General features: G+C 58.9%; 12 protein-coding genes. 5 read left to right on the top strand and 7 right to left on the bottom strand.

Features of this window, described 5'->3' with window-relative positions:
* Positions 1-6: 6 nt before the first annotated feature.
* The 3 genes from AC13QY_RS27820 to AC13QY_RS27810 form a co-directional block, all read right to left on the bottom strand.
* The gene (locus tag AC13QY_RS27820) at positions 7-996 is read right to left on the bottom strand and encodes a substrate-binding domain-containing protein (RefSeq protein WP_113332773.1); all 990 of its coding nucleotides are present in this window, start codon (positions 994-996) and stop codon (positions 7-9) included.
* An 86-nt stretch (positions 997-1,082) separates the two neighbouring features.
* The gene (locus AC13QY_RS27815) at positions 1,083-2,087 is read right to left on the bottom strand and encodes an ABC transporter permease (RefSeq protein ID WP_488494345.1); all 1,005 of its coding nucleotides are present in this window, start codon (positions 2,085-2,087) and stop codon (positions 1,083-1,085) included.
* 55 nt (positions 2,088-2,142) lie between these two features.
* Complete coding sequence (locus tag AC13QY_RS27810) at positions 2,143-3,621, bottom strand: sugar ABC transporter ATP-binding protein (RefSeq protein WP_488494344.1); 1,479 nt, start codon at positions 3,619-3,621, stop codon at positions 2,143-2,145.
* 399 nt (positions 3,622-4,020) lie between these two features.
* Here AC13QY_RS27810 and AC13QY_RS27805 point away from each other — a divergent pair, with 399 nt between their 5' ends.
* From AC13QY_RS27805 to AC13QY_RS27795, 3 genes are all read left to right on the top strand, one after another.
* On the top strand, positions 4,021-4,605 hold the full coding sequence (locus tag AC13QY_RS27805; RefSeq protein WP_488494343.1) for an NADPH-dependent FMN reductase: 585 nt from the start codon (positions 4,021-4,023) through the stop codon (positions 4,603-4,605).
* Between the two features lie 116 nt (positions 4,606-4,721).
* The gene (locus AC13QY_RS27800) at positions 4,722-5,438 is read left to right on the top strand and encodes a FadR/GntR family transcriptional regulator (RefSeq protein WP_145323736.1); all 717 of its coding nucleotides are present in this window, start codon (positions 4,722-4,724) and stop codon (positions 5,436-5,438) included.
* A gap of 108 nt (positions 5,439-5,546) precedes the next feature.
* Positions 5,547-6,644, top strand: coding sequence for a lactonase family protein (locus AC13QY_RS27795; RefSeq protein WP_488494342.1), 1,098 nt, complete (start codon positions 5,547-5,549; stop codon positions 6,642-6,644).
* A gap of 46 nt (positions 6,645-6,690) precedes the next feature.
* Here AC13QY_RS27795 and AC13QY_RS27790 read toward each other — a convergent pair whose 3' ends face one another.
* Entirely contained in the window at positions 6,691-8,787 is a 2,097-nt protein-coding gene (locus tag AC13QY_RS27790) for a putative bifunctional diguanylate cyclase/phosphodiesterase (RefSeq protein ID WP_488494341.1), read from the bottom strand.
* 299 nt (positions 8,788-9,086) lie between these two features.
* Between AC13QY_RS27790 and AC13QY_RS27785 the strand changes: the two genes are divergently transcribed.
* Both AC13QY_RS27785 and AC13QY_RS27780 read left to right on the top strand, forming a co-directional pair.
* Positions 9,087-10,001 carry a DMT family transporter gene (locus tag AC13QY_RS27785; RefSeq protein WP_113352400.1) on the top strand — a complete coding sequence of 305 codons (915 nt, stop codon included), beginning with the start codon at positions 9,087-9,089 and terminating at the stop codon, positions 9,999-10,001.
* Positions 10,002-10,362: 361 nt separating this feature from the next.
* Positions 10,363-11,079: a hypothetical protein gene (locus AC13QY_RS27780; protein WP_113352399.1), complete on the top strand. Its 717-nt coding sequence runs from the start codon at positions 10,363-10,365 to the stop codon at positions 11,077-11,079.
* Between the two features lie 96 nt (positions 11,080-11,175).
* On the opposite strand, the gene AC13QY_RS27775 is transcribed toward AC13QY_RS27780, so the two are convergent.
* The 3 genes from AC13QY_RS27775 to AC13QY_RS27765 form a co-directional block, all read right to left on the bottom strand.
* The gene (locus AC13QY_RS27775) at positions 11,176-12,480 is read right to left on the bottom strand and encodes a hemolysin family protein (protein WP_113352398.1); all 1,305 of its coding nucleotides are present in this window, start codon (positions 12,478-12,480) and stop codon (positions 11,176-11,178) included.
* Positions 12,481-12,590: 110 nt separating this feature from the next.
* A complete protein-coding gene (locus tag AC13QY_RS27770; RefSeq protein WP_113352397.1) occupies positions 12,591-13,499 on the bottom strand; it encodes a TIGR03571 family LLM class oxidoreductase in 909 nt (302 codons plus the stop codon).
* Positions 13,500-13,668: 169 nt separating this feature from the next.
* Entirely contained in the window at positions 13,669-14,031 is a 363-nt protein-coding gene (locus AC13QY_RS27765) for a PsiF family protein (protein ID WP_113352487.1), read from the bottom strand.
* Positions 14,032-14,193: the final 162 nt, after the last annotated feature.

Here is a 14,193-nt window from a genome sequence, read left to right as displayed (position 1 = left end):
TTGGTCTTACTTGCGGGTTTCGAGCAGCTTGTCGACGTTCTCAGCCGTTACCGGGGTCCACGGAACATTGTAGTTCTTGTCCTTGCCATCGTTGAACGGCATGGCCGGATACTGTTCCCAGATCTTGGATTCCGGTTTGTAGTTGCCCTTCTTGGCGGCAAAGATTGCGAGATCGAGGGCGCCCTGGGCCTGCGCGCTGGCGTCCTGCAGGATCGAGGTCATCGTCCCGGCCTTGACGGCATGGAGCGCATCGGTGATGCCGTCAATGCCGGCAATGGCGAAGTCCTTGACGTTAAGTTTGGCAGCCTTGATCGCCTCGATCGCGCCGAGCGCCATCTCGTCGTTCTGGCCGATGACGCCGTTGATCTGGCCGGGATGAGACGTCAGCCAGTTTTCCATCAGGGTCTGAGCTTCGGCACGCGACCAGTTAGCGGTCTGGTCTTCCAGCACCTTCACATTCGGGCACTCGGCAAGCGCCTTCTTGTTGCCTTCGAGGCGCGAGATCTGAGCGGACTGACCGATCGGGCCTTCGAGGATGACGACGTTGCCCTTGCAGCCGATCTTGTCGAGGACGGTCTTGGCTTCCATGTAGCCGGAGATCGTGTCGTCGGAACCGACGTAGGCGGTCAGCAGGTCGGAATTGACGCGGGTGTTCGAGCCGACGACGGGGATGCCGGCGTCATGGGCGGCCTGTACGGCGGTTGCTGCAGCTTCGATATCGATCGGCACGAAGATGATCGCGTCGAACTTCTGCGTGATCATCGTGTTGACCTGCTCCTGCTGCACGAGCGCGTCATAGCGGCCGTCGAAGATGGTCAGATCGACATCGCCATTCTTGACGGCAGGGTGTTCCTTCAGCGCCGCCGACCAGATCTGCATGAATTCGGCATTCAGGCCGTAGGGCGCCGCGCCGATTTTCAGCTTCTTGTCCTGGGCGAGGGCAGGTGACGCCAGAATTGCCGTCGCTGCAACAAGAGCAATCAATAATTTCTTCATTATAAGTCTCCTCCGTTGAAAGTCCGGCCGTCGCCCTGACGCGCCGTTTGGTTTTCCGAGTGCGAACACTGGAATGTTCTTCGGGCTCAGCCGCCCAGGTTTCTCTTTTGGTCGAGCATCACGGCGCCGACGATGAGCGCGCCCTTGAGGACCTGCTGGTAGTAGGACTGGATGCCCATGAGATCGAGGCCGTTGTTCATAACGCCGATGATCAGCGCGCCGATCAGTGTGCCCGTGATGCGGCCGACGCCGCCGGAAAGGCTAGTGCCGCCAATGACGACGGCTGCAATCGCGTCCAACTCGTAGGCGATGCCGGCCTGTGGCAGGGCGGAGCCGGTGCGGGCGGCAAGGATCATGCCTGCCAGACCGGAGAGGCCGCCGGAAATGACGTAAACGAGGAAGCGCAGTTTGCTGACGTTGATACCGGAGGTAACGGCGGCATGCGGATTGCCGCCGACAGCATAGATATAGCGGCCGAAGCGGGTACGGTTCAGGACCCACCACGCGATGATGAAGACAATGGCAAGCAGGATAACCGGCATCGGGACGGAGAGCACGCTGCCGGTACCGATCCAGCGAAAATCAGGGGTGAGAGCCGGAACCGGCTTGCCGCCGCCATAGATCAGCGTCAGGCCGCGCGCGGCAGAGAGCATGCCGAGCGTCGCGACGAAAGCGGGAACGGCAAAGCGCGAGACGATGATGCCGACCACGGCGCCGCAGGCGACACCGACGAGCAGGCCGACGGCGAGCGCGACATAGGGCGGATAAGGTGCGCCGACGATGCCGGCCGTCGCCGACGTCGTTGCGAAGCTCGCGCTGACGATGCCGGTCAGTGCAACCACGGAGCCGACGGAGAGATCGATACCGCGGGTCAGGATGACAAATGTCATGCCGATCGCCAGCACGCCGTTGATCGAAGTCTGCAGCAGCACGTTGGAAATATTGCCGGCCGTCAGAAAATACTCATTCGAGAATGAGAGGACAGCAGCGAGCAGCAGGAAAGCGAGAAAGATCCCGTATTCCTGAATGATCAATCGGCGCCGGTCCGAGCCGAACCAGGAATTGGACGGATTGTTGTCAGTGGCGGACATTGCAAATACCTCTTGTTGCCGGACGCGTTCTTTTGCGCTTCGTGGTCTGCCGCATTCAGGTCGACAGATGCACGAGCGATTGCGCGTCGGCCTCCTCCCTCTTGAGAATTCCGGCGGAGCGCCCCTGGCGCATCACCAGGATGCGGTCCGACATGCCGAGAACCTCGTCTATTTCGGATGAGATCATGATCACCGTACCGCCTTCGGCGGCGAAATCGCAGATGATGCGATAGATCTCACGCTTGGCGCCGACATCGACACCGCGCGTCGGCTCGTCGAGCAGCAGCACTTTCGGCCTGCGCAGGAACCATTTGCCGAGAACGACCTTCTGCTGATTGCCGCCCGAAAGGCCGGAGACCGGCATGCTGTCGCGTGCAGCCTTGATGCCGAAGCGCTGGATCATGTCCCGGCTGGCGCTGGCCTCGGCCCGGTGATCCATCGAAAAATTGGGGCTCATTTCGGGCAGGCTCGCAAGACAGATGTTGTTGCGAACGCTATCGATCAGGTTGAGGCCGGTCAGCTTGCGATCTTCGGTGACGAAGGCGATGCCATGCTGCATGGCTTCGGCCGGTTTGCGCACGGTTATCGGCTCGCCAGCAAGCTTGATCTGGCCGCTGCTGACGGCATCGACGCCGAAGATGCAGTTGAAGATCTCGGTACGGCCGGATCCCATAAGGCCATAAATGCCGAAAATCTCCCCCTTGCGAGCGGTAAACGAGATGTCGCTGACCTTGCCTTCCGCGGTGAGGCCGGCGACTTCCAGCCCCGGCGTTGCCGTCGGCACATTGGTCTTGATGTATTCCTCGCCAAGTTCGCGGCCGACGATCAGGCGGATGAGGCCCGGCCGGTCGATATCGGCAAGCGCGCCGCTGCCGACATAGGATCCATCGCGAAAGGCCGTGTAGGAATCGGCGATCTGGAAGATTTCGGACAGGCGATGCGAGACATAGACGACGCCCTTGCCCTCCGCCTTCAGTCGCTCGATGGTCGCAAACAGCTGCTGCGCTTCCTTCTCGCCGATCGCCGAGGTGGGCTCGTCCATGAAAATCACTTCGGCATCGTGGCTCAGCGCCTTGGCGATCTCGACCAGCTGAACCTGCGCGACCGAAAGGTTCATCATGAATTGCGTGGCGCGGATGTTGAACTGCAGCCGGTCAAGCAGCGCCTGCGCATTGCGGTTCATCGTCTTGAAATCGATGCCGCCGAAGCGGGCAGATGGCTCGCGACCGAGATAGATGTTTTCCGCCACGGTCATATGCGGGATGGGGCTGAGCTCCTGCTCGATGATGGCAATGCCGGCTGCGAGCGCCTCGGCGGGGCTTGCATAATCCACATCCTTGCCGCGGCGACGAATAGAGCCAGCATCGCGCTTGTGAATGCCCATCAGGATCTTGAGGAACGTCGATTTGCCCGCACCGTTGCCACCGCACAAGGCATGAACGGAACCGGAGCGCAGCTGAAAGCGCCCGTCGCGCAATGCAGCAACGCCGCCAAAGGACTTTTTCAGCCCCTCTACTTCAAGCAGGAATTCCACTTTCCCCTCCGCACTCCGGATGCTGGAGCTACTCCCGACGACACCGCCGATCATTGCCCAGCACCAATTTGACAATATTCGAAGCGCTTTCGACAAATGTCAATATGCTTGTGTAGAAATCATGTGATTGCGGCATGGCGCGTTGCCATCACGGAGAGAATTCGTTTGAGGATGCATCGATAAGCATTTGTAATTATTGCTGATAAAAGGAATTTATTCGGCGCGGAGGCGGCAAATAGCCGGCTTGGAGAATGCCGTTTTGGCAGGACGCGGCGTAGATGGCATCGATGGAATGCCGTGATTGCGCAGAAAAAGTTCGTTGTGGACGGGGAGAATCCGCCTAATCCTAAGGTGTAGTGCGGTTTCATCCGGTGCCGCCGGCGACGGAGCAAGACAGAGATGCCTTCATCGAAAATCACCATTCTCTCCTGCAGCATGGATCCAGAAAGCCGGAGCCGCCGCATGGGCCGTGAGGCAGAAAATCTATTGCGGAAGAGAGGGGCCGAGGTTGAATTTATCGATCTTCAGGATCTCGAGCTGCCCGTATTCGACAACTTGAACTGCTATCAGCATCCTTCCTACGACAGGCTGTATCGTGCAATTCGCGATGCAGATGGTGTGCTGCTTGCTGTGCCCATTTACAATTGGTCGGTCGGCAGCGCTGCCAAGAGCCTGATCGAGCTTACCGGTGCGACGGGCGAGGGTGGACGAAAATCGGCCTGGTTCGACCAAATCGTCACCTTCGTCTGTTCCGGTGGGCTCCCGCATAGCTATATGGCATATGGCAGTCTCGCCATGTCGCTGATGCTCGATTTCAAATGCGTGATCAATCCCTATGTCGTCTATGCCACGGAGAGGGATTGGATCGATGGCGCCACCCTTTCCGATGCGCTTGCGGCGCGGCTGAAGAAAACGATCGAGGTCAAGCTGGAGTTGTCATCGGGCTTGAGAGCCAGAGCATATACCTCCGACTGGGAAATCTAGTTGCCTGCCTGCCCCGATTGCATTCGATGCGTCTCATGTTAAGACTATTCGTATTATGACCTAACGCTGATTATATGAAGCGACTGCGGATGAGCAGCCGGAATCGGGGATCGGGAATGACGACAAATGCCCGGGCAAGGCAAAGGCTGGCCCAAAGGGTCATCGATGAATTGCGCACGCAGATCGAGTCCGGCAAGCTTCAGGCAGGCGACCAGCTTCCGACGGAACCGCAGCTGGAAGCGGCCTTCGATGTCAGCCGTACCGTGGTGCGTGAGGCGATTGCCGATCTTCGTGCCGCAGGCCTCGTCAAGCCCGTTCAGGGCAAGGGGGTATTCGTTTCCGAAACGTCGGCGCGATCCGGCCTGCTACTGACGCCTGTCGAGGTCAAAAGCATCCCCGAGACGCTGGAACTGCTGGAATTCCGCATGGCTGCGGAAGGCGAGGCGGCGGCAATCGCCGCCTATCGCAGAACGGCCGAACAGGAGGCAGCAATTGCAGCCGCCAACCGCAAGATGGCACTGCTGATGGAGCAGGGGCTATCGACCGTCGAAGCGGATTATGAATTCCACATGGCGATAGCGGCTGCCACGAACAACCGCTTCTATGTCGATGTGCTTCGGCATTTCGGCGCCCGAACCATTCCGCGCGGACAGTTTCCGACATTGCCTGAAGCGAATGATCGTGCCTATTTGGAGAAGGTCCATGCCGAGCATGCGGAAATCCTGACGGCGATTGCCGATCAAGACCCGGAGCGAGCGCGTCAGGCGATGCGAGCACACATGCTGGCGAGCCAGCGGCGCTATCGCCTTTTGGCCGAACTGCAGGCGCAATAATGCTCGACGCATTGCCATGGTCATATTATGTCATATGATATTAAGCGATCATCGGCGGTTACGCTCGATGCTCGGGCGAGGTGATTAGTGGTTCAGACGTCTTCCAGTGTGTCTCGCACATTCGTCTATGTCTCGGCGGCAGTTGCCGGAACGATCGATGCGTACAGGATGGATGGGGCGACGGGCACGCTCACCCCAATATCCGGCATTGATGTCGGCCCGATGGCCATGCCGATGGCCGTCAGCCCGGACCGGCGGCATCTCTATGCCGTCATTCGCGAGCAGCCTTACCGGGTACTGACGCTGACGATTGACCCCGAAAGCGGCAGGCTAAGGCAGGAGGCCGTCGCCGCTCTGCCCGACAGCATGGCCTACATCTCCCTCGATCCGACAGGTGGACTTCTATTCGCTGCTTCCTATGGCGGCAGCAAAATCGCCGTGCTGCTGATTGACAAGAACGGGCTGGTCACTGCGCAGGCACAGCAAGTGATCGCAACCGGGCGCAATGCCCATTCGATCGTCAGTGACCGGACAGGCAAATATGTCTTTGTCACCAATCTCGGCTCCGATGCTGTGCAGCAATTCACTCTCGACGCCGAGACCGGGATACTGAAGCCGAACGATCCGATGCAGGTTGAGACTGGCGCTGGCTTTGGTCCGCGGCACATCGCTATCTCCCCCGATAACACGGCGGTGTACGTCCTGACCGAACTGACCGGTCATGTCATCCACTATGCGCTCGATACCGATACCGGCACCTTGAGCGAGATCGAAAGTGTTGCTTCCGTTCCTGAGATTGCCGGACTGTCACCGGGCATCGCGCCGCCTGGTCCGGCGATATCCGGTGCGCCTGCGCCGGCCGTGGCTTTCGCCGACAACGGCAAGCCGAAGGTATGGGCCGCAGATATCGGCATCACACCGAACGGCAAATTTCTTTATACGACGGAGAGAACCACCAGCCGGATTGCCCTCTTCCGCGTCGACGCAGGCAATGGAAGACTGACCTACATCACAAACTATCCGACCGAGCAGCAGCCGCGCGGTATCCGCATCGATCCATCGGGCCGGTTTCTTGTCGCATCCGGCGAGAAGTCCGACAGGCTGTCGGTCTATGCTATCGACCAGGCCGATGGCGGTCTCGGCCTGGTGGGGCGATATCCGGTCGATGCCGGTGCGAACTGGATAGAGATCGTGACATTTCCTTGAGACGCGTCCGCATGCGGCAAGCATCAAGCCCTTCTCGGGCGAATATCTACACTGCTTTCGCAGCGGTTCCGGCAATCAGGCTTTCGATTTCGGAGGAGGGAAGGGGCCGGGCGAACAGATAACCCTGAAGCAGTTCGCATCCGGCGCCTTCCAGAAAACGGGCCTGCTCCTCGGTCTCGACGCCTTCCGCTACGACTTCCAGATCGAGTGTTCTGCCAAGCGATACGATGGCGGAGGTAATGGCCATATCGCCGGGCTTTTCCGGAATATCGGCGATGAACGATCTATCGATCTTCAAGCGGGAAAGTGGAAAGCGCCTGAGGGTGCTCAGGCTTGAATATCCTGTGCCGAAATCGTCCATCGCGAGGCTGACTCCCAGCTTCTTTAGTTCTTCCATCCGCTCGATGGCGCCTTCGATGTCACGCATGATCAAGCTTTCCGTCAGTTCGAGCTCGAGCCATTGCGGGTCGAGATCAGCTGATTGCAATGCCGATGCGACCTGGTTCGTCAGCGAACTTTCCAGGAATTGCCGGGCTGACACGTTGACGCCCATACGCAATGCGGGCAGGCCGCGATCCTGCCACAGCCGCGCTTGCTGACAGGCTCTGCGCAGAACGATTTCGCCGAGCGCGACGATAAGTCCCGTCTCCTCGGCGAGCGGAATGAAGGCGCCTGGAAGCAGCAAGCCTTCGGCAGGGTGCTGCCACCGGACGAGGGCCTCGACGCCAATGATCTTGCCGCTGCGTACTTCCTTTTGCGGCTGATAGTGGAGCACGAATTCGTCCCGCTCCACGGCGCGCCGCAATTCTTCGATACGGGTCAGCTTGTTGCAGGCCTCCTCCGCCATCGCTGGCGTGAACAGGCGAATGGCATTGCGCCCCGCTTCCTTGGCACGATAAAGCGCCATATCGGCATTCGCGAAGAGTTCCGAAGCCGTCTTGCCATGCTCCACGGCGCAAGCCACGCCAATGCTGCAGCCCACGCGGATTTCGACCCCTTGTACGGTCATCGGCTTGGATATGTCTGCCAGAACCGCCGCAAGCCTCTCGCATATCGGTTCAGAGTTCTCTTCGAGAACGATGATGAATTCATCGCCACCAATCCGAGAAACGATGCCGCGGGCGCCGACATGGGTCGATATGCGCTGCGCAACCACCGTCAGCAATTCGTCGCCGGCGGCGTGGCCGAGGGTGTCGTTCACCAGCTTGAAATTGTCCAGGTCGACAAAGGCAACGGCCAGAGACTTTCTTTTTCGTGACGCCGTTTCCAGCAGGGCGCTGAGCTTGCGGTCGAGCAACATGCGGTTGGGCAGGCCGGTGAGCGCATCATGTTCGGCCAGATAGGCGATGTGAGCGATGTCCCGATGGCGATCGATGGCTATTCCAACGGTCTGCGCTATGCCGGCGAAGAATTCCATAAGTCCAGCCTCGTCGCCATCGGTTTGCACCGTCACCAGGGCTCCATGCCGGCCACCATCCCGAGAGAAAATAGGAAACTCCAGGGTGTCGCCGGCAAGAGGCTTGGTCTGCTCGCCGTCGAGAACGAAACGGACCTGTCTGCCATTCAGCAAGCCCTCAAGAAGGGTCCGGGCATCATCGAGAAACACATCAAGATCAACGCCGCGCGCCACATCCTGCAGAAGTTTCGTCTGAGCGCTCATCAATTTTTCCGCCCGTTTTCGGGCGGAAATATCGCGGGATGCTCCGACGACGCCGATGATATTGCCGTTTCTATCGCGCAGCGGCACCCGCGACATCATGAGCCAGCCTTCGCCCTTGAGGCGCCGCTCTTCGACGCCGAGATCGGCCTTGCCGCTCTCCATCACCTGCTGTTCGACTTCTTCGATCTTGTGGGCATCGGCCATCGGGTGAATTTCGGCGTCGGTAAGGCCGATCAGTTCGTCGACATGCGTGAAGCCGTTGTTGAGGACGATCGCCATGTTGGCAAAAAGGAACCGGCCGTTCCTGTCCTTGGCATAGATATAGTCCGGCACGTAGTTGATCATCGCCTCGAGCCATTCGTAACGCTCGGCGAGCGACAGATATTGAGCCTGAAGCAATTCAAACGGCTCGCGGACCTGCCCATCCTCAACGTCTTGATCTCGGTGCGTAGGCTCTGACGATCCATCGGGCGGCTGCATCATGTATGTTCTCTCACCCGGCAAGCGGACTATATCGGCAGGTAATTCTGCAAGAATAAAAGCATATAGGCATATCGACCGTCCTCGCTGGCGAGTTTGGTTCACCTGTTCACGTAAACGTTATCATATAACCGAATTTATAAACATCCGCTCAAGTTTTACAGGAAGAGCGCGCCCCAATGAGTGCTCAGGTGCTGGATTTTGCGGGGTGATCCGTCGGCGATGAATGCCATTGCGGGTAGGGGGCAAAACCGGCTAAAGCGCAGGTGGTGGAAACGCTGGATTCGCAAGGATAAAATAGTATGCGCGTGGGCAAAGCCGTAACAAGCGGCAATCTTGTGCTTGCCGGCATGCTGATGATGCTTCTCGGCGACTTCCTGTTTTCGCTGAACGATGCCATGGGCAAGTGGCTGGTTGCGAGCTTCTCCGTCGGCCAGATTCTGGTGATCCGCTCGTTCGGTTCGTTCATTATTCTGGCGCCGATGATCGCGCGGCAGGGCAGCGACGCGCTTTTTCGCCTCGAACGGCCGCCGCTGCAGCTTCTGCGTGTCGGCATGACAACGCTCGATGTTGCTCTCTTTTACGCCGCTGTCGCCTATCTGCCGCTGGCCGATGTCATGACCTTCTATATGGCTGGCCCCATTTATGTGGCGGCGATCTCGCATTTCTTTCTCAATGAAAAGATCGGCTGGCGGCGCTGGCTGGCGGTTTTCGTCGGCTTTATCGGCGTGTTGATCGCGCTGCGACCTTCTGCGGCAATGTTTTCCTGGCCATCGCTTTTCGGCCTTGGCGGCAGCCTCGCATTCGCTTTGACGCTCGTGCTCGGGCGACGGCTGCGGCAGACGCGGGATGCGACCCTCGTCGCATGGCAGACGGTCGGTGCGCTCATTGCGGGATTGGTGCTCAGCATTGGCGACTGGCGTCCCGCATCCGCGCTCGATTTCGGCGCCATGCTTGCCCTCGGCATCGTCGCCGGCAGCGCCCATATGCTGATAACCCGATCCCTGAAGCTTGCTCCAGCTTCGCTGCTTGCTCCGCTCCAATACAGCCTGCTGGTCTGGGCAATCGTGCTGGGCTTCGTTTTCTTCGGCGATATTCCCGACACGCAGATTGTTATCGGTTCTGCGATTATCGTCGTTGCCGGGCTCTTCATCTTCCATCGAAAGAACTTGGTGGATACGGTCCCCAAAGACGACGTTGCTCGGGATGGACATTGAGGCAGTATAGCGGCCGCCGCGACGTGCGGACTGGCGGACTCCTTGATCTGAACCTTGCGCTCGACGAATACTCAACTGCACAAAAGAGCGGGCCATTCCATCCTCCTCAAATCATGGCCATTATTGTCTTCGTTGCATTTGAAAATGGAATCTGCCCGGCTACATGCAAGTATCAGATAATCTATATTATGGAACATAAGCCATGTGACCTGTCTGCTGGGGCGAAAGGTATTTCATCAAACTGCGGTTCTTCGGGATAAAGCGTAGCTTTTGCCCATTGCGTTTGCTTCGAGATATGGGAGCCTCGCATTCCGCCCTCAGCGAATGGCGTGTTGCGCCGCGAAGTGATTCGGAAATGACAATGCAACTTGATCAGTTCTTGGAGGCGGCTGATGCCCAACGGGTCATTGCTGTGCTCCAGAAATTGAACACCTGCGGTCTGGATTACGCCATCACCGGAGGAATAGCATTGGAGCCAAGTCTTGGCTCTGGCCTCGGCCGTCGGCGCGCTTTCAACGATATCGATATTGTCGTGTCGGCGTTCGAGGCATTGCCGTCGACCCTCGCCTCAGCATTCATGATTAGCCATGCGCACCCAGATCGTCCAACAGGCAAGCTGGCCATCCAGCTTGTGGAGCCAAACCAGCGTGTGCGCGTCGACGTGTTTACCGCGTGCGGTGATACGCTAGCGCGGACCAGACCTGCGCTGATCGGCGACCTGACGACCAAGCTGGTCGCTGTCGAGGACCTTGCCTGTCGCATTGCTTCGGAAATGATGGGCTTTAGCAGAGGTGATACAGTCCCGCCCAAATGCGCTGACGACCATATCCGTGCGAGGCAAGCAGTCGATATGAACCTCGTTGAAACGGCTTGGCAGGACCAGCGTCTGGAGAAGGATCCTTTGACATATGCCGAAGCGGCGGTCCAAGTTACCGACGCCATGGAGCGGCAGAGCGGAAAGCTCGCAAAGCAAGTCTATGGCACGGATTCACATGCGCTCTGCCGTCACTGCCGCGATACCGCACACTTCACGGTAGCGTCTCCCAAGTCGATCCTTGCCATACTCGGTTACTGCTAACCAAGGCTGCTTCAACACTTGAGTGCGGGCAATTTTGAAACCGATCCGATGCCGGCATATCCGCTACGAAACGATGGGCCGTCTTTCAGATGAGTTTCAGTGATCGGCTTCGCGAGCGGCGGCGTCCGCGCTTACCAGCAGCTTGTCGATCCTGCGGCCGTCAAGATCCACGACCTCGAAGCGCCAGCCGCCCTTCGAGAAGCTTTCGCCCACATCCGGAAGATGGCGCAGCTCCTGCAGCACGAAACCTGCAACTGTTTGGTAGTCACGATCATCCTCGATCTGCAGGTTCATGAAATCGGCAAACTCGTCGATGGGCATCCAGCCGGATACGAGATAGCTGCCATCGTGACGGCGGACGAGAGCCTGCTCGCCGCCGACATCGGTTTCCTCCTGAACGGCTCCGAGGATGGCTTCGAGGATATCGCCCGATGTGATGACACCTTCGAAGTGGCCGTATTCGTCGTAGACGAGCACCATATGCGAGGAAGAGCGACGCAGCGCCTTGACCACGTCAAGGGCGCTGGAAAGGTCCGAAACGATCGGGACCTGTTTGGCAAGCTTGAGAATGTCGGCTTGCCCGCCGGAAACCAGGGCATCGAAGAAGTCCCTGGTTGTCAGCACGCCGACGATTTCATCGGAGCTGTCCTTGCGCAGCGGCAGCCGTGCCTTTTCGGTGCGGCGAAGCTGTTCGCGGACCTCGTCGAAACCGTCCTCGATATCGATGACCTCCACGTCGCGACGCGGTGTCATCAATGCTCTTGCGGTGCGGTCGGCCAATCGCATGACGCCCGAGATCATCGCCTGCTCTTCCGTCGCAATGACGCCGGCGCTTTGGGCTTCCGCCAGAACCGTCTTGATTTCCTCATCGCTGACACCATCCGCGGCCTTACCGGATTGGCCGAGCGCACTCAGAACCAGCCTTCCTGAGATGTCGAGCAACCAGACGAGCGGCGCTGCGGCCCGGGAAAGAAACACCATGGCCGGCGCAACCTTGCTGGCGACCGCTTCCGGCGCCCGCAGAGCGACCTGCTTCGGCACGAGTTCACCGATGATCAGTGACAGATAGGTAATGGCGACCACGACGGAACCGACGCCGATGGCGTCGGCGGCTGCAACAGAAAGACCCTGCTCGGCAAGCCAGCCCGACAGCCGAGCGCCGAGTGTGGCGCCTGAGAACGCGCCGGACAGGACGCCGACGAGCGTGATGCCGATCTGCACTGTTGAAAGGAAGCGGCCCGGTTCTTCCGCGAGCCTCATCGCCATAGTCGCGCCTCTGCTGCCTTGGTCGGAAAGCACTTTCAGGCGGGCAGGACGGGATGAGACGATTGCCAATTCCGACATGGCAAGCACGCCGTTCAGGAGGGTGAGGACAATGACGATAGAAATTTCGAGAAGCAAAATCAGCCCTTTTTGGTTGCAGCGGAAAGATAGGTAGCAAAGGCTGCAAAAGCCAGGGTTCCGCGGAATATGATTTCCGCGGTGCTGTCACCGAGGGCAATTTGTTGAAGCTATCGCATGGCCGGCAGAATATCCGCGGCGATCTCTTCCATGGTTTCCCCTAGCGGCCGTCCCTGCGCGATCAGATTGAAGGCGACATGATGAATGCCCGCTTCACGCATCGCCGACAAGGCTTCGATCAACCCTCGCCTGCCGGTTCTGCCGCCGAGATTGATTTCCTCATAAGAGGCCTGAGGGTTATCGAGCAGATCCAGGACCATGGACTGACCAAAGCCGCGAAAATCGGCGGTGATCTTAGCCCGGGCATTGTGCCAAAGCGCCAACCGGTCTTTCTGAATGGATAGCGGTCGGTAGTAGGTCATCCAGGCTGACGCGCGGCGGGCGATCCATTCGAGCGATTGCGACGATGAACCCACAGCCACCATGGGAATGGACGGTTGTTGCAGCACAGGTCTTATGGCGAACTCTTTCCGCACGCGACCGCCTTCATCGACGACCTTCTGATCCGGGCCAAGCGCAACGGCGAGGCGCTCCCAATGCGATTGAAAGAGCGCTTTACGGTTTCCAATATCCTCTCCGAAAACATCATATTCGCTCGGCCGGTCTCCCGAGCCGAGACCGAGGACGAACCGGCCTTTCGACAGAGAGGCGATGGACAGCACTGCCTTGGCGATATGGAGCGGATGCCGCAAAGGCAGCACGATTGCGCCCGTCGCCAGGGTGATCCTGGATGTGGAAGCGGCTAGAGCTCCGAGGAAGACCCAGGGATCGGCATGTCCGATCGGATCAGGATAGCTGTCGCTGTTAAGGGGAACATCCCTCACCCACAGCGCATCGAAGCCCAATTTATCGGCTTGGCCCGCAATGCCGAGCTGAGCATCGAACTCTATGTCGGCGGCAGTTCTGGTTTGCGCCGGCAGGACTATGCCGAATGAAAGCCTGTCTGGATGGAAAAGCACGCCGCACCCTGAAATTTATATCCTTGCCAAGGAGATAAGGAGGCTTGCGCTTGAGGAAAAGGGGCCGCGCAAGACGTACGGCGATTGTGCAAGGCACGTAGTCCGCCCCGTGGAGCGGACTGTCGTTGTGTGATGGGTCCGGTTCGGATCCATGATCGCGGGCCGATGCTCAGCTCGCGGTGATGCACTGCTTGACGTAATCGCGCAATGCTTTCTTTTCCAGACCTTTGGCGGTGCCTTCGTCATGACAGGTCTTGCGTTTCGCCAGGACCGGATACTTCTGCTGCAGGCAGCTTTTGACTGCGTCCTTGCGTGCGTCGCCCTTGAGGCCCTGCCCCGTTGCATCCTGCCGGCAGGCTTGCCGCGCCGTCTTGATCTCATCCTTCGACGGCATGGCCGAAGACGGCGTCGAGGTGGAAGAGGTCGTGGCGGGAGCTGGCGTTGCGGGTGTCGTCGTTTGAGCGAAGACGATGGTTGCGGAAGATAGGGCGAAAAGAGCAGCGGCGGTCGCACTGAGCAGCTTGCTGGTCATGGGCATATCCTTTTGCCTGAAGGCCATTCGTGTTCAAGCCGCCGACCCCATCACGAGGCCGGCGTCCTTCTTGAACGGTGGTCATCGGCTTATCCGTCGTTCGGACTGCCAAAAAACTTCCAGCGAGGTCGCTTGCAGCCTCAATACAGCACGACGCTACGA

The sequence above is a fragment of the Martinezella sp. CNPSo 3795 genome, assembly GCF_057784475.1.
Note: the sequence above shows the minus strand (reverse complement) of the source record. Positions and strands in the feature narration are given on the sequence as shown.